25 protein-coding genes are annotated in these 26,646 nt (G+C 38.1%); 12 read left to right on the forward strand and 13 right to left on the reverse strand.

Annotated features, from left to right (window positions below; genetic code table 11):
• Positions 1-23: 23 nt before the first annotated feature.
• The gene (locus tag MHH51_RS21865) at positions 24-356 is read right to left on the reverse strand and encodes a general stress protein (RefSeq protein ID WP_147211882.1); all 333 of its coding nucleotides are present in this window, start codon (positions 354-356) and stop codon (positions 24-26) included.
• 167 nt (positions 357-523) lie between these two features.
• Entirely contained in the window at positions 524-1,366 is an 843-nt protein-coding gene (locus MHH51_RS21870) for an aldo/keto reductase (RefSeq protein ID WP_147211883.1), read from the reverse strand.
• A gap of 563 nt (positions 1,367-1,929) precedes the next feature.
• On the opposite strand from MHH51_RS21870, the gene MHH51_RS21875 reads away from it, so the two are divergent.
• The 6 genes from MHH51_RS21875 (at position 1,930) to MHH51_RS21900 (ending at position 8,702) form a co-directional block, all read left to right on the forward strand.
• Positions 1,930-4,716, forward strand: a complete 2,787-nt coding sequence (locus tag MHH51_RS21875) for a sigma 54-interacting transcriptional regulator (RefSeq protein WP_339283576.1) — start codon at positions 1,930-1,932, stop codon at positions 4,714-4,716.
• 113 nt (positions 4,717-4,829) lie between these two features.
• Positions 4,830-5,243, forward strand: coding sequence for a PTS fructose transporter subunit IIA (locus tag MHH51_RS21880; RefSeq protein ID WP_147211885.1), 414 nt, complete (start codon positions 4,830-4,832; stop codon positions 5,241-5,243).
• Between the two features lie 109 nt (positions 5,244-5,352).
• Positions 5,353-5,853, forward strand: a complete 501-nt coding sequence (locus MHH51_RS21885) for a PTS sugar transporter subunit IIB (RefSeq protein WP_147211886.1) — start codon at positions 5,353-5,355, stop codon at positions 5,851-5,853.
• Positions 5,854-5,880: 27 nt separating this feature from the next.
• Positions 5,881-6,630, forward strand: a complete 750-nt coding sequence (locus MHH51_RS21890; RefSeq protein WP_147211887.1) for a PTS sugar transporter subunit IIC — start codon at positions 5,881-5,883, stop codon at positions 6,628-6,630.
• 1 nt (position 6,631) lies between these two features.
• Positions 6,632-7,489 (forward strand): PTS system mannose/fructose/sorbose family transporter subunit IID, encoded by an 858-nt coding sequence (locus tag MHH51_RS21895; protein ID WP_147211888.1) that lies wholly within the window; start codon positions 6,632-6,634, stop codon positions 7,487-7,489.
• A gap of 25 nt (positions 7,490-7,514) precedes the next feature.
• Positions 7,515-8,702 carry an amidohydrolase gene (locus MHH51_RS21900; protein WP_339283578.1) on the forward strand — a complete coding sequence of 396 codons (1,188 nt, stop codon included), beginning with the start codon at positions 7,515-7,517 and terminating at the stop codon, positions 8,700-8,702.
• A 156-nt stretch (positions 8,703-8,858) separates the two neighbouring features.
• Here the strand turns inward: MHH51_RS21900 and MHH51_RS21905 are convergent, their stop codons facing one another.
• From MHH51_RS21905 to MHH51_RS21940, 8 genes are all read right to left on the reverse strand, one after another.
• Entirely contained in the window at positions 8,859-9,869 is a 1,011-nt protein-coding gene (locus MHH51_RS21905; protein WP_339283580.1) for a hypothetical protein, read from the reverse strand.
• A gap of 4 nt (positions 9,870-9,873) precedes the next feature.
• Positions 9,874-10,746 carry a permease prefix domain 1-containing protein gene (locus MHH51_RS21910; protein ID WP_147211891.1) on the reverse strand — a complete coding sequence of 291 codons (873 nt, stop codon included), beginning with the start codon at positions 10,744-10,746 and terminating at the stop codon, positions 9,874-9,876.
• Complete coding sequence (locus MHH51_RS21915) at positions 10,743-11,066, reverse strand: PadR family transcriptional regulator (RefSeq protein ID WP_077602564.1); 324 nt, start codon at positions 11,064-11,066, stop codon at positions 10,743-10,745. Before MHH51_RS21915 ends, MHH51_RS21910 begins: the two co-directional genes overlap by 4 nt.
• A 184-nt stretch (positions 11,067-11,250) precedes the next feature.
• Positions 11,251-12,510, reverse strand: a complete 1,260-nt coding sequence (locus MHH51_RS21920; protein ID WP_147211892.1) for an NCS2 family permease — start codon at positions 12,508-12,510, stop codon at positions 11,251-11,253.
• Positions 12,511-12,654: 144 nt separating this feature from the next.
• Positions 12,655-13,974, reverse strand: a complete 1,320-nt coding sequence (locus tag MHH51_RS21925; protein WP_339283582.1) for a PTS transporter subunit EIIC — start codon at positions 13,972-13,974, stop codon at positions 12,655-12,657.
• Positions 13,971-14,273, reverse strand: a complete 303-nt coding sequence (locus MHH51_RS21930; RefSeq protein ID WP_339283583.1) for a PTS sugar transporter subunit IIB — start codon at positions 14,271-14,273, stop codon at positions 13,971-13,973. Before MHH51_RS21930 ends, MHH51_RS21925 begins: the two co-directional genes overlap by 4 nt.
• 4 nt (positions 14,274-14,277) lie before the next feature.
• Positions 14,278-15,675, reverse strand: a complete 1,398-nt coding sequence (locus MHH51_RS21935) for a glycoside hydrolase family 1 protein (protein ID WP_339286347.1) — start codon at positions 15,673-15,675, stop codon at positions 14,278-14,280.
• Positions 15,675-16,007 (reverse strand): PTS lactose/cellobiose transporter subunit IIA, encoded by a 333-nt coding sequence (locus tag MHH51_RS21940; RefSeq protein ID WP_339283585.1) that lies wholly within the window; start codon positions 16,005-16,007, stop codon positions 15,675-15,677. The genes MHH51_RS21935 and MHH51_RS21940 overlap by 1 nt, the downstream gene beginning before the upstream one ends.
• A gap of 370 nt (positions 16,008-16,377) precedes the next feature.
• Here MHH51_RS21940 and MHH51_RS21945 point away from each other — a divergent pair, with 370 nt between their 5' ends.
• Both MHH51_RS21945 and MHH51_RS21950 read left to right on the forward strand, forming a co-directional pair.
• Positions 16,378-18,276, forward strand: coding sequence for a BglG family transcription antiterminator (locus MHH51_RS21945; RefSeq protein ID WP_339283587.1), 1,899 nt, complete (start codon positions 16,378-16,380; stop codon positions 18,274-18,276).
• Between the two features lie 509 nt (positions 18,277-18,785).
• Positions 18,786-19,769: a Gfo/Idh/MocA family oxidoreductase gene (locus MHH51_RS21950; RefSeq protein WP_339283589.1), complete on the forward strand. Its 984-nt coding sequence runs from the start codon at positions 18,786-18,788 to the stop codon at positions 19,767-19,769.
• A gap of 206 nt (positions 19,770-19,975) precedes the next feature.
• On the opposite strand, the gene MHH51_RS21955 is transcribed toward MHH51_RS21950, so the two are convergent.
• A complete protein-coding gene (locus MHH51_RS21955; protein ID WP_339283591.1) occupies positions 19,976-20,881 on the reverse strand; it encodes a macrolide 2'-phosphotransferase in 906 nt (301 codons plus the stop codon).
• A gap of 339 nt (positions 20,882-21,220) precedes the next feature.
• On the opposite strand from MHH51_RS21955, the gene MHH51_RS21960 reads away from it, so the two are divergent.
• From MHH51_RS21960 to MHH51_RS21975, 4 genes are all read left to right on the forward strand, one after another.
• On the forward strand, positions 21,221-21,595 hold the full coding sequence (locus tag MHH51_RS21960; RefSeq protein WP_339283593.1) for a DUF956 family protein: 375 nt from the start codon (positions 21,221-21,223) through the stop codon (positions 21,593-21,595).
• A 381-nt stretch (positions 21,596-21,976) separates the two neighbouring features.
• Entirely contained in the window at positions 21,977-22,954 is a 978-nt protein-coding gene (locus MHH51_RS21965; protein ID WP_339283595.1) for a mannose/fructose/sorbose PTS transporter subunit IIA, read from the forward strand.
• Positions 22,955-22,990: 36 nt separating this feature from the next.
• On the forward strand, positions 22,991-23,788 hold the full coding sequence (locus MHH51_RS21970; RefSeq protein ID WP_222595754.1) for a PTS mannose/fructose/sorbose transporter subunit IIC: 798 nt from the start codon (positions 22,991-22,993) through the stop codon (positions 23,786-23,788).
• Between the two features lie 19 nt (positions 23,789-23,807).
• Positions 23,808-24,719: a PTS system mannose/fructose/sorbose family transporter subunit IID gene (locus MHH51_RS21975; protein WP_156986168.1), complete on the forward strand. Its 912-nt coding sequence runs from the start codon at positions 23,808-23,810 to the stop codon at positions 24,717-24,719.
• Positions 24,720-24,765: 46 nt separating this feature from the next.
• Here MHH51_RS21975 and manA read toward each other — a convergent pair whose 3' ends face one another.
• Together manA and clpP are read right to left on the reverse strand one after the other, a co-directional pair.
• Positions 24,766-25,722, reverse strand: a complete 957-nt coding sequence (gene manA, locus MHH51_RS21980; RefSeq protein ID WP_339283597.1) for a mannose-6-phosphate isomerase, class I — start codon at positions 25,720-25,722, stop codon at positions 24,766-24,768.
• Between the two features lie 206 nt (positions 25,723-25,928).
• Entirely contained in the window at positions 25,929-26,501 is a 573-nt protein-coding gene (clpP, locus tag MHH51_RS21985) for an ATP-dependent Clp endopeptidase proteolytic subunit ClpP (protein WP_147211290.1), read from the reverse strand.
• Between the last annotated feature and the right edge of the window lie 145 nt (positions 26,502-26,646).

Here is a 26,646-nt window from a genome sequence, read left to right on the forward strand (position 1 = left end):
TACCAGCTTATCATGGTTGAAAGTTAACTCAACACACCTTTTGCTGTATCATTTTTTACAATCAGAAATACTTTTCCTTCATCCATATCTTCTTCATATTCATGCGCATCTGCATCAGCTATTCCCAGTTCCCGCAATTTTTCTCTTAATTCATCACCTGGTTTTTCAAAGTTCTGTCCAATATCTTTCTTATTATAATCAATACCAGAGGCTTCCGTATTCTTCACAATACGTGCAGTCCGGTCATCATCATGTGAAAGGATAAAAATATCATTTGAACTGATATTATTATCTTTCAACAGGTTAACATCTTTTTCTAACATTTCATCGTTTGTATAAGATTTTACAAAAGTCATCTCTTATTACCTCCTTAAAATGTTACATTAATTGTTTTCCCGGTTCACATAAAACAAAACTTCCTTTAACGAAAGATTAATATCATAAGGTCATGCGCCTAAAAATATGACTAAAAAACTGCCTCCCTCCGGGGCTCTCCTGGATAAATCAAAACAAAATTTAAAAGCTAAATAATATCCAATGGTTTCTTTTGTTTTGGTGCAGGAAATTCTTTTTCAATCAGCTGCAGTTCTTCTTCTGAAAGTTGGATCGTTTGAGCATCTATATTTTCCTGAATATGCTTTTTATCACTGGATTGCGGGATAGCCAGTACATCATGATGCCGAATTGTCCATGCTAGCATAACCTGAAATACCGTTACATTATGCAGCTCTGCAATTTTTTGAAGTACTTTGTTACCTTTGATGTTATCTCCTCTTGTATCCCCTTGGGCAATTGGAGAATAAGCAATAGTTGGAAGTGCGTTCTCTCTCTGCAATGGCAGTAAATCATATTCAATACCTCTGCTGGCTATATTATATAATACTTGATTCGCAGTACAATTCTCTCCACCTTGCAGCTTCCACATTCCTTTCACATCTGCAATATCAAAATTGGAAACACCCCAATTTCGAATCCTGCCACCCTTCACATACTTTTCTAATGATTCAATGGTTTCTTCCAGTGGTATACTGCTTTTCCAATGCAGCAAGTACAGGTCCAGATAATCTGTACCTAATCGTTCCAGAGAATTCTCAAGCGAACGTTCCAGCTCTGGCTCCTGTGCATGGAACGGATAGAATTTGGAGATCAAGTAAATATCTTCCCTTTTTATATCCTGGATAGCCTCACCGATGAGATTTTCTGAATTTCCTTCTCCGTACATTTCAGCAGTATCAATCACTTCAATCCCATTTTCCAGTCCGTACCTCAGAGCTTCTATTTCCTTATTTCGTTTTGAAGGGTCCTCCCCCATATGCCAGGTTCCCATACCAATCGGGAATAGATTTCTCCCGCCTAATTGAACCATTCTGCAGCACCTCTTTCAAATTTCGTTTATTTTTTACTATTCCCTTGAGAGAATGTAGATAAACGATTGGCTTGAGAGCTTCTAACTGTCTGTTTATTGGAACAGTCATCACAGACTTTAAGACATCAAAAAGTATTATTGACAGTTTACGAATCCATGGTGTTGACGTAATTACTGTTGAATAAATAATATTCCTTCTGCTTCCCTTATAATAGAATGGTAAATTCATCCTTCTGGTATCAAAATGGATTTGCCATTCTCTTTTTATTCACTTAAAAATCACCAATTATCTTCTTACGGATTTACAGTATATCCCTTAATTAATTCCTTCAAATGACATTTTTGCCTCCTGTCCTAAATTTCTATCGAGAACACTACCAAAATAAAAATATTTCAGATACTATAAGTTTAAACTCCTGTTAAATAGTTTGTAACTCTTAATATACAAACGCTCCCACAAAATGTAAGCCCTTCAGCGTGGGGCAATAACTCCTAAGATTGAAGCAGAAAGGCGGTCATCGTATATGCGCAGAATAGATAGAGTGGCTAGAGAGCTTAAAAGAATGTCAAAAAGTATATCCAAAAGTGAATTAATAGAAGGATCCTTTTCAGGATTCACAGCAAAAGAACTTAGTGAAAGCTTGCAAATTGCCAGAAACTCTGTCAGTGAAGATTTAAATGAACTGGTTAAAGAAGGACGGGCAATCAAAATAAAGAGCCGCCCTGTATACTTTTTTGACCTTCAAATATTAGAGTATCGATCCGGGCAGAAAATAGAGGTTCCATCTGATCAGTATTTAAAAATAAAAGACTACTTTAAGTCATCGGAAAATCAGGTAGATACAGTGAAATATTCTCTAGGTGATAATAGTAATCATATTTTCAATGAAATTATTGGCAGTAATGAAAGTATGGAGAAGGTTATTGCCAAGCTCAAAGCAGCGATGCTCTATCCGCCGTTTGGCTTAAATGTATTACTCACAGGTGAAGCCGGTGTGGGGAAAAATAAAGTTGCAGAAACTGTTCATAAATATATGGAAAGCTATCAGCAGCAATCGATCCCTTTTATCTATTTTAATTGCTCCGAATACCATAGCAATCCAGAGCTGCTTACTTCTCATTTATTTGGCCATGTAAAGGGAGCTTTTACTGGAGCTGACGCTGATAAAGCAGGATTGATTGAGAAGGCAAATAATGGATTCCTTTTTCTGGATGAAGTACATCGATTAACATCTGAAGGGCAGGAGAAATTGTTTACTGTTTTAGATCGCAGAAGCTACTCACGAATGGGCGAATCTCTCTATCATCCAGTAAATATACGCATTATCTGCGCAACAACGGAAGATGTCCAATCTGCTCTGCTGCAGACTTTTTTGCGCAGGATCCAAGTAGTTGCACAGATTCCTTCTCTTGCTGAACGGACAGAAAAAGAAAGGTTGGAATTAGCACTGTCCTTCTTCCAGCAAGAAAGTAATCAAATAAAGAAGTCATTAAAGGTTTCTGAAGAAATCTTAAAATTTATTGCCAATCAGAATTACCCGGGGAATGTCGGTCAGATGAAAAGTGATATTCAATTGATTTGTGCAGAAGGGTACCTGCACAGTATGACCAAAAATCTAAAAACCATCTCTATTGATTATAATTTAATAGAAGATAAAAAACTTCTCCCTGCATCAGCAGATGCTGACGAACAACGGGAAGAAATCTTTTTTATTCCCGGGGACCCTTCTATTCCGGCAGACTCATTATTACAGCTGCCGAAATCAAGCAAGCAATTAGACCCTTTCTACTCATTATTGCTCAAGGAATATAAAGAATTACAAAGCAGTAACCTGTCTCATCAGGATATTTCAGCATTTTTACGGGAGAAAATTCAATCTCATTTTGACTATACGTTTCAACAGAAAAACGTAGCCAGAATCCTAGAGTACGACAACCCGATGCATTATAAAATAGATAATGTTGTCTCACATATTGAAAAGTCATTGCAGCTGTCTTTTACAAAGCTAAAGAAAAATATCTTAATCAACCATATTTATTCTCTTATTTCTATTGTAAAGAATACACCGGCAGACAGCTTATTCTTGTTTGATAAAGGGCTCGTTATTAATAAGCTTGATTATTTTGAGGAGGTAAAAAATATATGTACACATATAGAGGAAACCTTTCAACTAAACTGTCCACCGGTGGAATTATCATTTATGTCTTTATTTTTACAAAGGTTATTACATGAAGACAATACGACTGAAAGGAAATATGATAATGACATTATTATTATCGCTCATGGCGAATCCACAGCCTCCAGTTTAGCTGGTTATACAAATAAACTGTTCCAGAAAAATGTTATCCAGGCAATTGATATTCCTTTTGAACAGCCTGTAAATGAAACACTGAATCTTCTTAAGCAATTAGTGGATAAACAAAACATAAAAAAACTGGTGCTTCTCGTTGACGTCGGTTCTCCGATGTATTTTGGCAATATTATATCCAAAGAATTTCAAATCGATGTTTTGATGATTAAAGACATTAATCTATTGTCTATCATTGAGCTGATGAATGTCATCATGTATGAATCTACTGATTTTAATTATCTGCTCTCAGCCATGCATGACAGGGATTTAAAGGTCGTTCTCTATCAAAAAGAGCTGTCCTACGATAGTCAGGTCATTATCATAACCTGTGCCACAGGCATTGGGGCAGCAATAAAAATTAGAAATTTATTACAGGGTACCTTTGGAGATTATTTGCCTTCAAATCTGCGATTACTGACCTTAAGCTATGAAGAAACAAAAAGCATTGATAAACTATCCAGTTATTTGGAAGAGCATGAATACCCATTGGCAATGATCGGTACCTTTGAAACAGATCTTCTCGATGTGCCTTTTATTCCATTGGATATCCTTTTTTCCGAAAAAGGAATTGAAAATTTAATGGTTGTACTTGGATATAATATGGATAGTAAGTCGAGCAAAGTTATTCAGGAAGAAATTTCATCTAATTATATCCAAAATGTATCCTTAGAGGCTATCGCTAATTACATCGATGTTCTAAATCCTCAAAAACTGTTAATAGAAATGAAATCAGTGTATGAACACATTTGCAGGCAATTGGATATACAGCCTTCCATGCTTATTATGCTGCGTTTCTTAATTCATTGCTGTTGTACAGTAGAAAGACTCGTATCAGATGATAGTACTATTCTTAAATCGAAAAACTTCGATCCAGGTTCTTTGGATAACCAAAAAGAAATAAGTGTCATCAAACTGTCACTGCGTCCAATTGAACTGTCATATGATATAAAATTTCCTGCTATTGAAATAAAATATATCTATGAGGTTTTATTTTATTAACTCTATAAAATCTATGCTGCCAGCTATTATCTGGCAGTTTTTTTATGGAATTTAAAAATACGACAGATTATTGGCATGATTTTTGCTAATAAATTGGCAAGGAGGTGAAATGAATGGTAGAAAGGCCAAAAACATACGAGATTTTACTATTAACACATGGCGGCTGGGGAATGACGCTGAAGGAAAAACTGACCATGATCATTGGAGAAATACACGGCGTCAGTGAGGTAGCTTTAGAACCATCTGATACTACAGAAACCTTTCTCCAAAAGGTAAAAGAAAAGGTAACGAAAATGCCTGCTGATTCGCTTATTCTTACTGATATTGCTGGAGGGACAACCTCTAATATCGCATTAACATTCAGTAAAGACTATCAAATAAATATTTTATCCGGATTGAACTCCATGATGTTAATGGAAGCTATTATGCGGCAAAAGCAGCCCTTTACAGCAGAAAGCGTGGCACAAATAAGAGAAGCTGCTTTATTAAGCTGCCAGCACTTGCGGCTGCCTGACCTTAAAAATTAAAAGAAACTTTTTTACCTTTAATTGTAATCGCTTACTTAAATGCAGAAAATAATATTTTTTAAATTACTTAGGATTGCCAATCAAAAATAAACTTTAGGGGGAAATAAAAATGGCAGAAATTCAATTAGTGCGTGTTGATTTCAGATTAATTCATGGGCAGGTAATTACGAAATGGCTCAGACAAACATCTGCAAACCGTATAGTAATCATCAATGATGTTTTAGCTGCAGACGACTTTATGAAAAATATTTATGTAATGGCAGCACCGCCAAGCATTGCAGTAGATGTCTTTTCTGTAGACACTGCTATCGATTTATGGAACAAGGACCAAATGGGCAGCGGTAACTTATTTGTCCTTTTCAAGGATATTGAAACAGTCTACCGTTCTATCCAGAAAGGCCTGCCTATTAAGGATATCCAAATTGGTGGATTGGGAGCAGGACCTGGAAGGGTTGCAGTTTTTGGTCCTATCACATTAAATGAAGAGGATTCCGTTATGTTAAAGGAATTAGACGAGGAAGGCTGTAACATTTACCTGCATCAAGTACCCGATGAACCGAAAATGGAAATTAAAAAGGCTTTAGAAAAATTTCAATCTATTAAAAAATAGACATCCTATAAGAAAGGAGCTGTCCAAATGAATTTATTGGTTTCTATATTATGCGGTTTTTTATACTTTATCGGTACAAGCCGAATCGGATATGGCTTATCAACTGCAACAGGATCTCCACTTTTTTATGGATTGATTCTGGGTCTGGTATATGGAAAGCTGACAGAAGGATTAATTATCGGGGCTACGATACAGTTGATTTATATCGGTATTATCAATACAGGCGGAAATATGCCTGCTGACCAGTCACTTGCAGGAATTATCGCTATTCCAATTGCATTACAGACCGACTTATCGACAGAACTTGCTGTTGGACTTGCAGTTCCCTTTGGTGTACTCGGCGTGTTTTTAGACCAGATAAGAAGGATTTCAAACTCTTACTGGATTTCTCAAGCCGAAAAACATGCTGAAAATTTAAATCAGAGAGGAATTTTCAACTGTGCGATTACTTATCCAACAATCTTGCTCTTTTTTATTACTTTTATACCTGTATTTATTATCACACTGGTCGGCGCAGATACGGTTACCTTTATCATGGACGCTATGCCACAGGGAATCATTGATGGATTTAGTGTAGCAGGCGGTATTCTTCCTGCACTCGGGTTTGCCATTATCCTCTTAATTATTGGAAAAAGAGAGCTTATGCCCTACTTTTTCATCGGCTTTTTTGCGGTAGCTTATCTGGGAATAAATACAATGGCAGCCGCTGTATTCGGTACCTGTGTAGCAGCTATCGTTCTCTTTAATTCTATCAATCAAAAAAAGGAGTTGAGCTAGAATGACTTCAAAGCCTGCAGATCCAATTAAGGAAGCTGAAAAAAGAGCTTTATCGAATAAAGATTTATTTAAAACATTTGCACGCTGGTATTCGGCGGTTGAAGTAAGTAACTCTTATGAACGATTACAAGCCTTATCCTTTTGCTTTGCTTTATCCGGCAGCCTCCGGAAATTATACAAAGGAGATGATGAAGGCTATCGGGAAGCTCTAAAAAGACATATACAGTTTTATAATTCAGAAGGAACATTCGGCTCTATGATTCATGGTGTTACTTTATCTATGGAAGAAGAAAAAGCAAAAGGAAACGAAATTACAGAAGAAGTTGTAACAGGCTTCAAAACGGGTTTAATGGGTCCTATTGCAGGTATTGGCGATACATTAATCTGGGGGACGCTGAAACCTATTATTCTGGCATTAGCCTGTTCCCTTGCGTTAAATGGCGTTTTTGTCGGGGGACTCATTCCTTTCCTCTTTCCGATGGCGATTGTTCTTATTGGATTTGGAATGTTGAAATCAGGATATCTATTAGGTAAAGAATCTGTTATGAAGCTGATGCAAACAGGTTTAATTAATAATATTATTACGAGTGCCAGTATTCTGGGACTGTTCATGATGGGAGCATTATCATCAACCTATATCAAAATTTCTACTCCTATCCAATTTTCCGTTATGGATTCCGATCCAATTGTCTTACAGGATATTTTAGATCAAATTCTAGCAGGGGTATTACCGCTCTGTGCAGTTTTCTCAATTTATTTCTACTTTAAATATAAAGGGCAAAATTATAATAAATTAATTATTATGCTGATTGTTATTTCATTGGTTACTGGGTTCTTCGGGATACTTTCAAGCTCATAAACTATCTATATAAAGGAGTTTTTACATGGTTATTGATAAAAAAAGCTACGATTCTTATTTAGATTCCAGATTAGAAGAGCTCTGGGATATGGCTCAATATATACATGCACGTCCAGAGCTTGCATTTGAAGAAAAAGAAGCTTGTCGTGTACAATGTGAATTTTTGGAGGAAAATGGTTTTGAAGTAGAAAGAAATCTGGGCGGCCTGGAAACTGCTTATAAAGCTACTTTTCAACATAAGCCTGGTGATTTAACTCTGGCTGTTGTGTCAGAATATGATGCCTTGCCAGAAATCGGCCATGCATGCGGCCACAACTTAATTTGCACCTCTGCTTTAGGTACTGCATTAGAAACAAAAAAATTTATGGAAGACAATGAAATTGCCGGTACATTTATCGTCATGGGTACGCCTGCAGAAGAATCCGGCGGTGGGAAAATAAAACTGCTGGAGCAAAATGCTTTTGATGGTATTGATGCAATCGTGTTTATGCACCCCACCAGCGATACAACCAGATTAGCGGGAGAATGCATGTCCTCCAATTCTATCCGGATTGAGTTTGAAGGGAAGTCAGCTCATGCTTCTTCCCATCCTGCTAAAGGGATTAATGCTTTGAACGCGGCCAACTTATATTTTGTAGCGACCGGACTGATGAGACAGCATTGTAATTCTGATCTCCGCTTATCAGGCATTATTGAAGATGGCGGAAAGAGCACTGGTCAAATTCCTGACTTTGTTTCTATTAAAGCATCATTGAGCTGTTTTAAAGCAAAGGATTTAGAGGATTATACAGAAAGAGTCCGTAATTGCGCAGAAGGAGCAGCACTTGCTACTGGGTGTAAAGTAAATATCAAGATTAAACCAGGCTACTTAGGCAGAGTTCCTAATGAAATATTGTCCGAAGTTTGCAGAAAAGAACTCATTGATATTGATGAACCTGTCATGGATGGAATGCCTTTTGATTATGGCGGTGAGGATCTTGGAAACGTATCAAGGGTTATCCCTATTTGTAATCCTTATGTGACCATTTTTCCTGACTATAAAATCTCAAACCATACAGAACAGTTTAGAGATTTAGCTGATTCTCCTGCCGGGAAACGCTGTATACAGGTAAGCAGTAAAGCAATGGCAAGAACGGCAATGGAGTTATTTATGAACCCTGAAATTGTGAACAAGGCAAAAAAAGAATTAAAAGAACGGATGAAGGATGAGTAATGGATTAACCCTATAATTATCTCTTCAGTTAAAATAGCCACCCTCATTCTTAAGGGTGGCTAAAAAAGTATTATTAAGTCAAAATAACTATCACCACAACTATAAGAACACCGGCTACAATGATAGAAAGCCAATCATCCATACAAAAACCTCCGTTTAAGGAATCTCTATCTGAATACGCTCCCGTCCTTCACCATCTGCATTAATCACCCAATAGCTGTAGTCCGGCTCAGAAGTAGCAAACGCCTTATCTACTGTGACAATCAGTTTATCCTGATGATTAAAAAAGACTGGTTTTGTAACATGCTCACCAAATGATGTAATCTGCTCTGCCTGCTTCGACTCTAAGTCCATTCGATATCCTTCGTAAATATAGGTGCCATTTTCACTTGTTCTGGCTACGTCAGAGAAAGCGATATAATTCCCGTCCGATGACAACACAGGGGAATATATCATGGGTACACCGGTAGCAAAATCCCCTATTGGTGTAACAGTTGTTTCGTATCCATCTTCAAGATTATAAAACACTAGCTGATCTCCCCCATCATAGCTTCGATACATTAATGCTTCTCCATCTGGCGTTGAATCTAAGTCAGACATATCATAAGCCGCTTCGTCTGTGATCTGCTCAATCTCTTCTGTATTCAAATCAATGCGGTGAATATCGAAATCATGAGGCTGCTCTGACGCAATTGGCGAGTAATTTGTGTACACACCTGCTTTTAAAAAATATAAAGACTGCCCATCTGGTGAAAAAGCTGCCTCTGTCACTAATCCTTCCTCATCTGTCAGTTCTTTTACCTCTCCATTTGCACGATTGAGGAGCATTAGTTTTCCAAGCGGGTGTTCCTCCTCTGTTTCCCATTGCTCTACATAGGCAATTTCCTCACCATCCGGGGAGAACGTTGGATTAAGAAGGTAGTTCCCTTCATCCGCTTTCGTTACCAGATCTGCATTTCCACCGCTGACAGGTGCTGTATAAATTGCGGATTCACCTTTATGTGCATAAACGAAGGTAATCTCTTCATCATCCGATGAAATATCTGCAGACTCACCGAAACCGGTGTAACCTTCCGGACCCCCTGCTAAATATCCCGTCCCCCATAAAATGAGAAATAACAGGATTATAACAGCGATGAAGCTTATATTTTTTATTGTTAGTGACATTATTTCACCCTCCGTTAGAAAATCTCAGAATGATAAAGGCCAATACAAGAGCCGCTACAGAAACCAATAAACCTGTCGCCAGAGATAAAGCCGGCTTTTTTGCGATAAAATTCATTTGGAATTTATAAAAAATCAACCAGATAAGAATTGGAATCAGCGTAATAAAGGCATCTATACCTATGCCGCCGAAGAAAAGAAATGACCATAGAAAGAACAAGCTCAAAATAATAACAATAACTCCATACAACAGATTCATAATATAACTAAACTTCACAAGCCCCTGTTTTTGGTGTTTACCATCTATCCGGCTGGTGGAATAATAAGAATTTCGAAAAACAAAGACGAAACCCATCCCAACCAGAATAAGCAAATAAGCACTGAAAAGTATAGCCTGCCACTGTGATAAACCTTGCATTGACACTATATTGATGCCATTCCAGATAATATTGATTAAAAGCAGAGCATTAAGTAAATAAAAATAGCGCCCGACAATTGAAATATTAATGGCTGCCAACGTAACGATAGTGCCTGACAGCAATTGAACAACCAGCCAGACTGGAGATGGTTCATGAATAACAAAGGAAAGATGCAAATAAAAAAGAACTCCGAATACAATAGTGCAGATACCTATTAAGTACAATAATCCCCGTTGAAATGGATACATCGATTCCTGCAGCTCTTGTCCTATCCGATTCGATTCCCCAAACGCTGCTATTACTTTTTTCTCTGCCTGCTTTTCAGAGAGGCCCTCGCTGATATAATCACTTTTCGCCTCGTGTAAATGACTGAGCAGCTCTTCCCTTATTTCCTCACGTTCGCATTCTGTGCTTTGCATTTGTATCAAGACCTCTTCTACGTACTTTTCAATCCGGTTCATGATAAATCTCCAGACGTTTTCGTGATTAATTTATGAATACTATTCCATTCCTCCAGTTTTTTTTCTAAAATAGCGCTGCCTTCATCTGTTATCTGGTAATACTTCCTTCTGCCCTGCTCCACTTCTGACCAATAAGAATGAAGCCACTGCTTTTTCTCCATTCGCTTTAAAGCAGGATAAAGTGTACCTTCTCCCATGTTGTACAGCTGATCACTTTTATCTTTCAGTACCTTTACCATTTCGTAACCGTACATATCCTTTTCGGATAGCAGGTTTAACAACAAAATATCAATACTGCCCTTCATTATTTCCCGGTCCATTTTGATATCACCTCTTTCCATCATTGTAATACGATGTACATCGTAATGCAATGTAAGAGAGTGAAATATTTGGAAGGAGGAGACTATTACAATTTCCATGAGATCCGTTAGATCGGCTACCTTCAGCATTTTCACTTAATTTCTTTGAACAAAAAAAACCGGACAGAGTTTGTCCGGTTTCTTTTCACGATACACCAATTACCTTCAATACAAATTCTATAAAGAACAGCATAGATACAGTAAGCAGCGGTATAGATATTTCTTTTCGTTTTCCCAAAGCTATTTTAACAATGGGATATGCAATAAATCCAAATGCCATACCGTCGCCGATGCTATATGTAAATGGAATCATTACAATAATCAACAGTGCAGGTATACATTCAGCAAATTGCTCCCAGGGCAAGTATTTAATATTTTGGGCCATTAGAAAACCAACGATGATTAATATCGGACTGATTGCAGTTGCCGGAACCATTGATATCCAAGGAATAATAAAAATAGTAGCTAAGAATAATATTCCTGCTGTTATGGCCGCTTTGCCCGTACGTCCGCCAGAAGCAATAACCGCAGCGTTTTCTGCTCCTGATACAGTAGGTGATGTCCCGAATATACCGGATAACAGAGCGGATGTTGCTGTGATACGATAAGACCTGCTATAAGCCTCTGTTTTCTTCAGCATATCTAACTGGCTCGATAAAATACCCATATTCTCAAATATCAGAATCAATGCCAGTGAAAACACAGAAACCCAAAAGGATATTTCAGCAGCGGCTGAAAATGATGGCATAAACAGCATTTCACTAAACTTGAAATGAACCGAAGCTGCTTCTTCTGTCGATACTCCGAACAACACGGCAATAACAGTCCCAATAATCATGGTAAGAAGGAAATTCGCGGGCACCCCTTTTACAAATAAGTAAATGGCAATAAATAAAGTGATTATCCCGGCGATAACGCTTGGTGAGGTAAAATCCCCTATAGCAATGACAGATTGCTCACCTGCAGTTATAATCCCGCTTTTTTCTACACCGATCAGGATGAGAAAAAAGCCTAGCCCGATTGTTATCCCATGTTTTAAGGATTCTGGAATAGCTTCTCTTAAAACGACTCCCATTTTTGTAAATGCTGTCAGCATAAATAAAATTCCTGCCATCCAAACTACAGCCAGACCCTCATTAAAGCTGAACCCATTATTTCCAATAATGGAATAGGCGAATAAAGCATTTATCCCCATACCAGGTATCAGGATAAGAGGAAGTTTCCCAAAAAACCCCATAAGCATTGTTCCTGCAAAGCTCGCCAATATCGTCGCAATCATACCAGCTTCCAAAGAAAGACCTGCCTCATTTAAAATAGAACCGTTCACGACAACAATATAAACCATTGTCAGATAGCCGATTATCCCTGCAACAATGTCTTTTTTTAATTCATTATTTTGCTGCATTACAAACCTCTATAATTTCTTATCCCTCTCCCACCCGACAAAGCATAACACTTTATCCACAAACTTCATTATTTAGTATACCCTGAAAAACCACCAATAATAAACTGTTTGAGCAGTTTATTATTGGTGGTTTACAGTTTGATATCAGGACTTTGCATCTGTTTCAGCCATGCTCTCCAACTCTTTTTTCGTAAGCTGACGATCATACGCTTTCACAAATGGGTAGTAGAGAAGTGCATCAACAATAATAAGTAAAATAACCAAGACAAAGGCTTTCCAATCTAATGTTGAAAAGAAAACACCTAAGAAGGGTGGCATATTCCACGATAACATTGAAAAAGTCTTCTCTATCAGCCCTATAGACATACAAATATAACTAATTGCAGCATTCAATGTAGAGGTTAATAAGAAAGGAATAAGAAACATTGGATTCAACATCAACGGTATTCCAAAAATCAATGGTTCAGAAATCCCAAAAAATGCTGGTACAATTCCAACCTTGCCTACATTTTTTAATTGTTTTGATTTAGCTAAAAATAGCAATAAAATTGCTAATCCGATAACAGAACCGCAACCTCCAATCACAGTAAAGTATGTCCAAAAGGAGGTCGTAAATATATTTGGCAGCTGTTCTCCCGCCATCTGTGCAGCAGCGTTGATAGATAAATTCCCGTCACGAATCGGCCCCATGACCCCAGCAAGTGCGGCATCATGAATACCAAAAAACCAAAATAAATGCGTTAATGCCGTTATAAAAATAACAAAACCTAGACTATCCGCCGACTTAAAAGTTGGTGATAATACATCAAACAAAGCTCTTCCTAAAGTAGTATCAAAAGAATGAAACACACTAAAAACAACCAGAAAACATGCAATAATAATCATTCCTGGAATCAAAGATGCAAATACATCGCTTAAACTGGCTGGGACACTTGGAGGCATTTTGATTTTACCGAATTCTTTTTGCTTCATAATCCGATATAACTCTGTCGTTCCAATTGCTATCAGGATGGCAGGTAACAGCCCTTTCCCATCGATAAAGCTGAACTCTAAAGTTTTTGTTTCCCAGCCCAATTCCTGGGGTTGTGTAACTAATAGGAAAAAGCCCATGGTCGAGAATAAAATAGGGATAAAAGAATTAATTTTATAGAAACGGCAAAGAAAATGAGTAATCCCTATACAAACGTATAAAGCCATCGCACCCAATGTGAATGAAAACACCCAATTCAGAACAGTTGCATTGTTTAATGCAAAGTTTTCCCATGCAAGCAGGAAGCCATTCGTTGTTTCCTCCGTCACTGGAGGAGAACTTACGATTGCTACAAGCCCTCCTGCCAGTGTAATAGGAAGAAGACTGATAAAAGCATCACGGATTGAGGACAAATGCCGTTGCTGTCCTAATCTATTAGCAACGGGCATTACTTTATTTTCCATCAACGCTGTCACAGAGTTAAATTTACTCATGATGATTTCTCTCCTTCATAAAATTGCAGCGCATCTCTTAATATTCCTTCCGCATCCATGATACCGTATTTTGCTAAATCAATTGTCATAGCAGGCAGTTCTGCATTTTCCTGAATTTCGTTTAATTGAAATCGAATTTGCGGTCCAACCAGAATAACATCCACATTTTCCAATTTATCCTGATATTCACTAACTCCGACAGCTTTTACAACCGCTTCTCCTTTAGAAGAGTCTTCCATTTTACGTGCCAATATTCCTGAAGACATCCCCGCATTACAAACGATTAATATATTTAACATTGTATTAACTCCTCTCGATAGCAGCCCCATTGGACTCACAAACTTTTTTATACCAGTAGTAGGATGATTTAGGCTTTCTTTCAAAGTTGTTTTCAAAATCTACTCCAACTAATCCGTAGCGTTTTTCATGGCCATTCTTCCAGGAATAAAGATCCATCGTTGACCAGATAAAATACCCCAATACCTCTGCTCCGTCATCAATAGCATTTAGAATAGCGTTAATATGTGCATTTAAGAAATGTATACGGCCTTGATCATCAACGGATTTCTCATTTGGCACATCTTCATAGAAAGCAACACCATTTTCCGTAATAAAGATTGGCACCTTGTATTTTTCATATGCCCGCATAATTCCATGATATAAGCCTTGCGGATAAATTTCTGTATCCCATTCGGTATAAGTGGAATCCGGGTTGTCAAACACCTGTTCAAACCAGCCTTTTACAACCACTTTGCTGGATCCTTTTGCTTCTGATCCTTTATTATTAATGCGTAAGATACTCTCTCCGCCGGTATATGGCTTGATAAGCGCTCTTGCATAATAGTTCAACCCGGCAAAATCAACGGTATTATGCTTTATAGCTTCAAAATCCGCTTCTTTCATAAAGCTTAAATCATACTTTTCATTCAGCATACCCAGCATATCAATCGGAATCTCACCTTTAATGGCCGTGTCTAAAATCCAATTATTAAAATAGTTATCTGCTTTCCGCATCGCAATTTTTGTTTCCAGACTGTCATCCACACCAAAAATAGGAGCATAGCTGTGAACGATTCCAATTTGACCTTTCATTTTCATCTCTCTAAATAATTTTACTGTTAAAGCATTGGCAAGCATCATATAGAAAGAAGCCTGAATCGTTTTTTGCGTATCGTCTATCCCAGGAGGATAATTCCCTATTTTATAGCCGCTGAAGACATAGTATCTCGGTTCATTAAAGGTAGACCAGTAGGTTACTTTGTCTCCATATTCCTCGAAGCAGACCTTCGCATATTCTACATAAGCATCACAGATTTCACGTTCAGCCCATCCGCCTTTGTCTTCCAGATATTGAGGCAGATCCCAGTGAAATAGTGTTACAAACGGCTCAATCCCATTTTTCAAACATTCATCAATAATATTATGATAAAACTGAACCCCTTCCGGATTCACTTCACCCTGATCATTTTTGATGATTCTGGGCCAGGCAATCGAAAAACGGTAAGCTTTATGCCCGCCTTCCTTCATTAAGCGAATATCTTCTTTGTATTTATGGTAATGATCAGACGCATCATTTCCATTCTCCAAATTATTTTCATGCAAGTATACGTCCCATAAGGAAGGTACTCGTCCTCCTTCATTCCATCCTCCTTCGCATTGATAGGATGCCGTCGCTGTTCCCCATAAAAAATCTTTATTAATCATTTTTTTACCTCACCTTCTAATTTTTTATAGATATCTATGACCTCATTAGCCAAATCAATTGTAAGTTGTCCCATCATAAAATGATCTTCACTGTGCATTAATAACAGGGACATTTCTGTTTTGTCCCCTCCTGCTTCCTTTTGAATCATGTCTGCATGTGTTTTTTGGGCAAGGAGTAACTCCTCTTTTCCCTTTTCAACGCATTCTTCTGCTTTATCCCATTCTCCAGATTTCGCAAACGAAATCGCTTCCATTCCATAACTGCGAGCATTGCCGCTGTGCAGGATCAATCCAAAAGAAACTGCTTCTGTTCCTTCTCTTAAACTCATCGTGATGACACCTCTCTATCTGTTCTCTACGTAGTCTATCATAGCTCCAATAGGTATTCGCAGTGAAATAATTATTTGCCTATCCAGTTAGGAAAAGCATGACACACCCGGATAGGAAACCGGATGCCGGTTAAGCCATAGATACGTTTTCCATGACAGTTTCCTCAGCTGAATGATAATTAATTAAATGGATGATTCTCTTTTAAAGAGGAATTATAAGACTAGATTGATTAATGTATTGATTTTCAAAATAAGAGTGATTATGATTAAATATAAGAAATGTAAATACAAAAGACTCCTCTCTCTATAGTCAATATTCTCTACAAATAATTGGTGTATAAATCATTTTTTAATGATAAGGGAGGACACTATGAACAAGCGGCAAACGAAACTGGTACAATATCTTATCAATCACAATGATTGGGTAAAAGGAAATCAATTAGCAGCTTACTTAAATGTAAGCTCACGTACTATACGTAATGATATTCAAACCCTGCAGTTGACTGGGTTTAAAATAAGTTCTTCTAAAACTTACGGGTACCGTGTAGAGGAATTATCCGAAGCAGTGCAGAATTTAGAAAAAAAGAATGAATTTCCTGAAAGCGCATATGATCGCATGGTATATATTTTAAAAAGACTCCTTCATGTCTCTGAACAGCAAAATATATTTGATTTAGCGGATGAATTATTTGTAAGCGAGTCCACAATTGAAAAAGACTTATATCGGCTAAAAGATTTTATTACAAATACAGAAAGTAAAGTAAAACTGGTAAGAGTAGAAAATGGCATTTTACTTGAAGGAAGCACACGGGCTAAAAGAACACTCTGGTCGAAACTGATATTCAATGAAATAAAAGAAGATTTATTTGATATTTATGAGCTTGAAAATCATTTTAACGAAATAAATCTAAAAGATATTAAGCATATCCTCTCTGAGGTGCTCTCTGAATACAAAATATATTTAAATGACTTATCCATGATTAACATGGTTATTCATGTTGCAATTATACTCGATACCATCATCCGGAATGAACAGACAATCCCTTCAACAGAAGTTGATTATATCAGTTCCAAAGAAGAGTTGGCCGCCTCTAAAAAAATTTGCAATAAACTGGGGGATTTATACGGCATAATCGTCCCTCTGCCGGAGGTTAAATATATTGCCATATTAATTGGCGGAAAGAAAAGCTATTATAACGATACTTTAAAAGAGCATAAAAGAAAGATAGACAGCCGCTTTACAGAGCTGGCAAAGGAATTAATTGAATCTCTCAGTAATAAATTCTTAATCGATTTAAGTGAGGACGAAAAATTACACATTGATCTTTCCATGCATTTGAAATCACTTTACAACCGTAATCAACGCGGAGTTGAAATCCATAATCCTGTTTTAATGGAAACGCAAAGAAAATTTCCGTTAATTTATGATATGGGTATATTTATGGGGCTGCAATATGAATTAAAAACAAAACAAAAATTAAATGAAGATGAAATTGGTTTGTTGACATTGCACCTGTGTATTGCCTTTGAACGTCTGGCAAAGGAAAGACAAACGAGTAACAGGATTGCCATTATTTGTCCAACAGGCTTTACAACCAGCCGATTATTGAAGGCAAAACTGGAAAATATTTATGGGGAAAAAATTGGCCAATTGGAATTATTCTCTCTTTCCGACAGCTGGGATGCGATTGCCCAATTCAACCCTGACCTTGTTCTTACAACAGCAAGGGTTCCTGAAGATTTTCCTTTTTCTACGTTGGAAGTGACACCATTTCTGTCTGAAAAAGAAATAGAAAAAATTGACGCGTATCTTCAGCCAAAAGAAGAAAATTTAAATAACCAGAATGTCGCATCATACTTTAGTGAAAATTTATTCTTTCCAGACATAACAAAACAAACATCGGATGAAGTGATTGCATTTCTCTCATCTGAACTAGAGGAACAAGGAATCGTGCCGCCAAAATATAACGAACTAATTTTAGCCCGGGAAGCAATCTCATCCACTGCTTATGGAAATTTAATTGCATTGCCGCATCCTATTGAGAAAGTGGCCAGTAAAACAATTATTGCGGTTTGTACACTAAGTCAGCCGATTCAGTGGAATAATCAAAAAGTGCAGCTGGTTCTGTTATTTGCTCTCGCAAATGATAAGAGAGAACTGATGGACAGTTTGTTTAGAGAGATTATTGATATGCTGGACAATCCTAAAAAGGTGAAAAAAATATTACAAGCCAGGGACTTTGAATCCTTTGCTGAGCTAATCAGGTAATATAATTACTGCTTATAAGTAAATGATTAATTAGCGAAGTAATTTCTTAAAGTATGAACAAACAGCTATTACTAAACGAAAAGGAGCTAGGACTAGCCCCTTTTTTGTTATAGCAGCTATACTGTACAAATATTTCCCCCAAAAAAATAAACAGACTCATTTAAGTATCCAAGCTATCTTTATACTCCTAATTTTTAATCTGTAATATATAATTTGAAAAAGGAAGTGTCACTTTGCTGCTTCATAAAATGAAATTTAAATTCATTAAATAGCTTCTTTTTAAGTAATGATGAAAATGATTACCAAAAACTCAAAAATCTATTCTCCATTAAAAGAGAATTTCAGAAATAACCGATTATAAAATTTTGTATAAGATGCTGTACGACAGTATCAGGAACGATACAGACAACCCCATTAAAGATGATGAAGTGCTAACCGTGATGGAAATTTTAAGTAATAGTATTGAAGAAGCTTCCAAAAGCAAGTAATTTAACGAGGAGGGTTACAAAATGAAAATAGGAACAATTGGTTCAGGGTTCATTGTAGACTGGTTTTTAACCGCATTAAATGATATAGAAGGGGCAAGCTGTGAGGCAGTCTATTCCCGCAAAGAGGAGACGGCAAAACCTTTAGCAGATAAATATCAAATAGAAAAAATTTACACCGATTTAAATCAAATGTTTGCCGATCCAAGCATTGAATTTATTTATATTGCTTCCCCAAATAGTCTGCATTTTGAACATGCTTTTCAAGCGTTAAATCATGGGAAACATGTTATTTGTGAGAAGCCTTTTACTTCCACTGCAAAAGAAGCAAAGACATTGATTGAATTAGCGAAACAAAACCAGTTAATGCTCTTTGAAGCTATTTCAAACATTCATTTACCTAATTATCAAGCCATAAAAGAAGAAGTGAAAAAGCTCGGAAAACTAAAATTCGTGCAGTGTAACTACAGTCAATATTCAAGCCGTTATAATAAACTGTTAGATGGGGAAAATCCAAATGTCTTTAATCCCGCTTTTTCCGGTGGAGCGCTGGCTGATATTAATATTTATAATTTACATTTTGTGATGAACTTATTTGGTGTTCCGGATGCTGTAAGCTATACAGCCAATATACATGAAAACGGCATCGACACATCCGGTGTATTAGTGATGAAATACCCTGATTTCATAGCAGAGTGTGTCGGAGCAAAGGATTCGAACAGTATGAATTTTGGGTTAATTCAAGGGGAAAATGGGTACGTTCATGTGCAGGACGGTGCAAATGTATGTAAAAAAGTGATTTCCCATATAGATGATGAAGTAACTGAAATAAACAGCCAGACCAAGAGTAACTGGTTAATCTACGAATTAGCAGTTTTTAAAGATATATTTAACAGCAGCAACCTCGCCCGGTGCTATGAATTATTAGATTATTCTTATGAGGTGATGAAGGTCTTCGAACAAGCTAGAAAAAATGGCGGAATTTATTATCCAGCAGATCAGAAATAGCTGATTTATATAATTCTACTCTCCTCGGCTCCTCTCTCATAGAGGAGCCTTTACCTTTAATAAAATATCATAATCAAAGTTTCTTCAGGGCGAGGAAAGTATCGCTAAATATTGACAATCTCCGAAAAACATTAGTAGACCCAGACAAAAAAGTGTTTAGTCTAGAAGCCGGCAATTCGTTAATAGAGCGTAGAAAATAAATGAGCTTATTTCGTTACTCCCAATGCTCCCCTGGCCATCTGTTCATATTCTTCCATACCGGAAATCATCGCAAATTCTGCAATAGCTACAGCATATGCGGCATCCAGTTCAATAATATGTTCCTTCATCTTCGGCCAATAAATTCCACCGGCTTGTTTATAATAATGAATAAGCTTATCAAGCGCCTCTTCACCAAAAGCTTTATATTGGAAGACAAAATCATTGGAAACATCCGTTACCTTTGCTTCTGTCCAATCAATTAACCCGATAACTTTTGTATCGTCATCAATCATCATATGACCGGCGTGCACGTCTCCATGCATCACCCCTGTTTCCTTTGGCCATAATGCTTCATTATTTAGCCAGTTTTGCCAGCGATTCCAAAGGTCATCCGCAACACCAAAACGTTTCTTTACCTTCTCCATCCGTTCTTTCATCGATACATGTGCTTCTTTTGCTGTATATGCAGGAATACCTGCTTTTTCAGCTTCTTTTTTCGGCACATTGTGCAAAGATGCCAAAACCTCTCCCTGGCTCTGGTGAAATTGTTCTGGTATGTTTTCTATATCCATTTCCCATACATAATTTTGAATTTCCGGATCAATTGTACCAGCAGGAACACCCTTCAGTTTTTTATATGCAATTAAATCGTTTTCGTAAATAGACCAGACAGGAACTTGAAAAGATGCATGCTGATGAACAACTTTTAATACCTTCTGTTCATCAATTGTCCTGTCCATTACATCATCACGTCTCGGTATTCTTAATACCCATTCCTCTCCGTCTGTATCCTTCGCAAAAGCAACCAGAAAATCCAATCCGGATTCATTAAAACGGATAGCGTCTCCCTCCAAATTCAGTCCATATTTACGAGCTAATTCTGACACAGTTTGTTTATCCAAATCTGCCACATCCTTCTTTATTTATTCTGCTTTTATACGCGCAGCCAGTAAAGGATACGTTTAGGATTAAAAAGCAGAGACAAATAAACTCCCCCTCCGCTTATACTTTTCAACCGTATAGGGATTCAAAAATGATAGACCAATCCTTTATCTGGGCACATATCGTGTCTGAAACGTCCGCATTAACGCAAAGATTGGTTATCGATCAACAGAATCCCTCCTCCCTTATAATTACACTCATCCTAGCATAATGGTATTTTATTCGCAACATCACCTTTGTTCCCGTATTTTTTACTTGAAGTGATCAACCGTGTATAATAATAATTAACAGAAATGGGGGTAGATAAAATGGTACAATCAATCAATACCAAAGTTGATTTAGTTATTGATGGAACCTCACATATAAGAATTTCGGATTATGGCAAGATTATGATTGGAGATAAAGGGTTTGAATTTTATAATAAACGAGATGTCCACAAATATATTCAAATTCCTTGGGAGGAAGTTGACTACGTGATTGCTTCTGTCTTGTTCAAGGGGAAATGGATTCCCCGTTATGCTATCCAGACCAAGAAGAATGGAACATATACGTTTTCTTCCAAAGATCCTAAAAAGGTTTTTCGGGCAATTCGTGAATATGTTGATCCGGATCGGATGGTAAAATCATTAACTGTCTTTGATGTAATGAAACGCAATTTGAAGAAGAAATCTAGAAAAGGATAGTTTTTATATACAAGCCAGGGTTAGGACCTTCCTTTTCCTCTTGTAAGGGAAAAATTGGTGTGCTATAATATCTTATGGAAGCTCATTAAAGTAAGCTGATTAATAACTGGTTTAGTAAGTAAAGCGGTTTCATACCAAATTTAAATAACTATTGCAATTATTTTTTACGTGTTACTGATTCGATCAGGCATGAGTGAAAAGTAGTGATTAAAACGAAGTATATGGGTTCATCTATACTCTGCCTTCATTTTACCTACTTTTTTCTCATGCCTTTTTTTATTGTTTTCACCAGGGGGAAAACGCTTTCCATAAACAAAAAACACTTTAGGAGCTTACCATGTTTATCTAAGCCTTACCAATAAAATAAGAGGAGGTAAAAAGATGGTAGGAATTATCATTGCCAGCCACGGTGAATTTGCTACCGGCATCTTGCAATCTGGAGCAATGATCTTCGGAGAACAGGAGAATGTTAAAGCTGTTACATTGATGCCGAGTGAAGGACCTGAGGATATCAGGGCAAAAATGGAAGAAGCCATTGCTTCTTTTGACAATCAAGATGAAGTATTATTCTTAGTCGATCTTTGGGGCGGAACTCCTTTCAATCAGGCGAGCGGCTTGATGGAAGGCCATGAAGATAAATGGGCTATCGTTGCCGGGTTAAACTTAGCAATGGTGATTGAATCTTATGCTTCACGCATGTCCATGAACACGGCGCATGAAATAGCTGCTCATATTATCGATACAGCGAAAGAAGCGGTTAAAGTAAAACCGGAAGAATTAGATCCGGCTGATGCTGATACTGCTGAAGTTTCTTCTGGAGCCAGCGCAGGCGCTCCTGGTTCATTTGAATACGTGTTAGCACGAATCGATTCTCGTTTACTGCACGGGCAAGTTGCAACTTCCTGGACAAGAAGTACATCACCTACACGCATCATCGTTGTATCTGACACAGTAGCAAAGGATGAACTTCGTAAAAGGTTGATTCAACAGGCTGCTCCTTCAGGTATCAAGGCACATACGGTCCCTGTTCAGAAAATGATTGAGCTTGCAAAAGATGATCAACACTTCGGCGGACAGCGGGCATTACTTCTTTTTGAGAACCCGCAAGATGCACTCAGAGCCGTTGAAGGCGGTGTTCCACTGGATACCATTAACGTTGGGTCCATGTCACATTCAACTGGTAAAGTTCAGCCAAATAAAGTATTGGCCTTTGACCAGAACGATATTGATACGTTCAAAAAATTAAAAGACTTTGGCGTCGATTTTGACGTACGTAAGGTTCCAGCTGATTCATATGGGAATATGGACGAGATTTTGAGAAGAGCTCAAATGGAATTAGACAGACAGAAAAAATCCTGATCATTAGATAAAAAAGGAGGTTTAATAATCATGGATTTGACGATTATTCAAATAATATTAGTTATTATTGTGGCATTTATAGCTGGTATGGAAGGCATCCTGGATCAATTCCAGTTTCACCAGCCAATTATTGCTTGTACGTTAATCGGCTTAGTTACCGGAGAATTAACGGCATGTCTTATCTTAGGCGGTACCTTGCAGCTGATTGCTTTAGGCTGGGCAAATATTGGTGCAGCTGTAGCGCCGGATGCAGCCTTGGCCTCTGTCGCATCAGCAATTATTCTCGTTTTAGGCGGACAGGGCGCCTCAGGTGTATCCTCAGCTATCGCAATTGCAATTCCATTGGCAGTTGCTGGTTTATTATTAACAATCATTGTACGAACCCTCGCTACAGGGATTGTCCATTTAATGGACGCTGCAGCGAAGGAAGGGAATATTAGAAAAATTGAAATATGGCATGTTATTGCTATCTGCATGCAGGGTTTACGTATTGCAATCCCGGCTGCATTAATTATCGCTATTGGTGCAACTCCAGTTAGGGAAATGCTTCAGGCTATGCCGGACTGGCTGACAGATGGTTTGGCAGTCGGCGGTGGAATGGTAGTAGCTGTCGGTTATGCAATGGTTATTAACATGATGGCTACCAAAGAAGTATGGCCATTCTTTGCAATTGGATTCGTACTAGCGACAATCCCGGACATTACACTTGTAGGCCTTGGTGGTATCGGTGTGGCTCTTGCGCTTATTTATTTAGCACTTACGAAACAAGGCGGCTCTGGTGGCGGCGGTGGAAACACTGGTGATCCGCTGGGCGATATTATAGAAGATTATTAGAAAGAAGGAGGCTATGAAGATGGCACAAGAAGTGAAATTATCAAAAAGAGATCGTATTTCTATTTGGTGGCGCTCTACTTTCATTCAAGGTTCCTGGAACTATGAACGGATGCAAAATGGCGGCTGGGCATTTTCCATGATTCCCGCAATCAAAAGATTATACCAGACTAAAGAAGATCGTGCTGCAGCACTTCAGCGTCACTTAGAATTCTTTAATACGCACCCTTATGTTGCTTCTCCAATTATTGGTGTAACACTAGCCCTTGAAGAAGAACGTGCAAATGGTGCTCCGGTTGACAATAAAGCAATCCAAGGGGTTAAGGTCGGAATGATGGGACCTTTAGCAGGGATTGGGGATCCTATTTTCTGGTTCACAGTCAGACCAATTCTCGGTGCACTAGCGGCTTCCCTTGCAATGACTGGTAACATACTCGGGCCAATTATTTTCTTTTTAGCATGGAATGCTATCAGGATGGGATTCTTATGGTACACACAGGAACTTGGTTACAAAGCTGGGGAAAAAATCACGGATGACTTGTCAGGCGGATTGCTTCAGGATATTACGAAGGGCGCATCCATACTCGGTATGTTCATCCTTGGAGCACTGGTGAACCGTTGGGTGAATGTGGCCTTTACCCCGACCGTTTCAGAAGTTGAGCTCGGCGAAGGTGCTTATATTGATTGGGATAACTTGCCTGAGGGGTCTGAAGGAATCCAGACCGCGTTGCAACAACAGGCGGAAGGCAGGGCATTAAGTCAAACGGATGTCACAACCTTACAAGACAACTTAGACAGTTTGATTCCTGGTCTGGCCGGATTACTCTTAACACTACTTTGTATGTGGCTGCTCAGGAAGAAGGTTTCACCAATTGTAATGATTCTTGGATTGTTCGTAGTTGGTGTTGTATTCCACGTAATTCATTTAATGTAATAAATACATTTATCAAAAGACCACCACTAATTGGTGGTCTTTCTTTCTAAGTATGCGATACAATCATCTCCGCATTGCCTTGCAAAGAAAAATCCTTCATCGTATTTGGAATAATAAAATGCACTCCTTTTTCGAGAGGGAACGTTTTATTATCTATCACAATTTCGGCTTTCCCCTTTATAACACTCACCTGCAGGAAATCTCCTTTTCTTTCCAAAATAGCGTTCCCTCGCAAGTCCCAATGATAGACCGTAAAATAAGCTTCTTCAACCAATTTGCGGATAGTCAAATCCTCTATTGTTTCTTGAACAATTTCCTCTTTCGGAGCTTCATGAGGTATATTGGTCACTTCAGCAGCTTGCCTCAGGTGCAAATCTCTTGGATTCCCATTTACATCGGTCCGGTTATAATCATATACACGATAGGTAATGTCTGAGCTCTGCTGTGTCTCTAAAATCACGATTCCTGCCCCAATAGCATGAATCGTTCCGCTTGGCACATAGACAAAATCTCCTGCTGTTACAGGTACACGCTTTAATAAGCTGTCCCATTCTCCGTTCTCCATTGCTTTTTGCAATTCTTTACGGTTCTTGGCATGATGACCTAAAATTAACTCAGCGCCTTCTTCTGCATCCAGCACATACCAGCACTCTGTCTTTCCATAAGGAACACCTTCTTTTTCTTGTGCATAGCTATCATCAGGATGAACCTGTACAGACAAATTTTCATTCGCATCCAAGATCTTTACAAGCAGCGGGTAACTCTCGCTGGCAGCTCCTGCCCGATTAAATAATTTGCCATGTTTTTCCCATGCGTCTTGGAGTGTATTACCTTCCAACGGTCCGTTTTTGATTTTACTTGGACCATTTGGATGAGCAGAAATAACCCATGCTTCTCCTGTGTGCTCATAAGGGGTCTGGTACCCAAATTCCGTAGACAGCTTATTTCCTCCCCAAATCCTTTCCTGCAATACCGGCTCTAAAAAAATAGGTTCATTATACATACAGATCCTCCTAAGAAAACATTCTCTTTCCCTCCATTAACTTTACTACAAATATATAAAGTAATAAAAGAAGAACCTCTATTATCAAAATTTATTTGTCAGAGTAACTTCTCTCCATGAAAAACTCCTCTCTCCCCCTGTCTTGCGCACTTTATTTCCACCATAAAAACAGACTGCCAAATTTGCATGACAGCCCGCTTTTATAGTTAAATGATTTTATCAATTAACCCATATTCTTTTGCCTCTTCTGCACTTAAAAAATAATCACGCTCCGTATCTTCCGCCACCTTTTCAACAGGCTGACCTGAATGCTCCGCAATAATATGATTAATTTTTTCCCGAAGCTTGATAATTCTCTTCGCTGAAATATCAATTTCTGTCGCCTGCCCGCGGGCTCCTCCCAGCGGCTGATGAAGCATAATCTCACTATTTGGAAGCGAAAAACGTTTCCCTTTCGTTCCAGAAAGCAATAGCATGGCTCCAAACGAAGCTGCCAAGCCAGTGCATATAGTACAAACATCAGGTTTAATAAATTGTATCGTATCAAAAATGGCGAAGCCTGCAGAAGTCGAGCCTCCAGGGCTGTTGATATAAATAGAGATATCCTTCTTCTCATCCTCCGCAGCCAAAAATAACAACTGGGCAACAATGCTATTCGCCATCTGATCATTAATTTCATCACTAACCATAATAATCCGGTCTTTTAACAATCTGGAAAAAATATCATAAGACCGCTCTCCGCGATCTGACTGCTCAATAACATAAGGAACTGTATTCATATGCATCCTCCTTGTAAACGCATGAATTTTGACAGTCTATGCTGCCATCGAGAGAGCGTAAGGAAAAGAACGATATATTTGCTGACATAACCTTTATCCCGTTTATTTTGTGACAAGAAAAGCAATAATGCAAAGCTGACTGTAA

It is taken from the genome of Oceanobacillus sp. FSL K6-3682 (assembly GCF_037976165.1).
GTDB classification, from domain to species: domain Bacteria; phylum Bacillota; class Bacilli; order Bacillales; family Amphibacillaceae; genus Oceanobacillus; species Oceanobacillus sojae.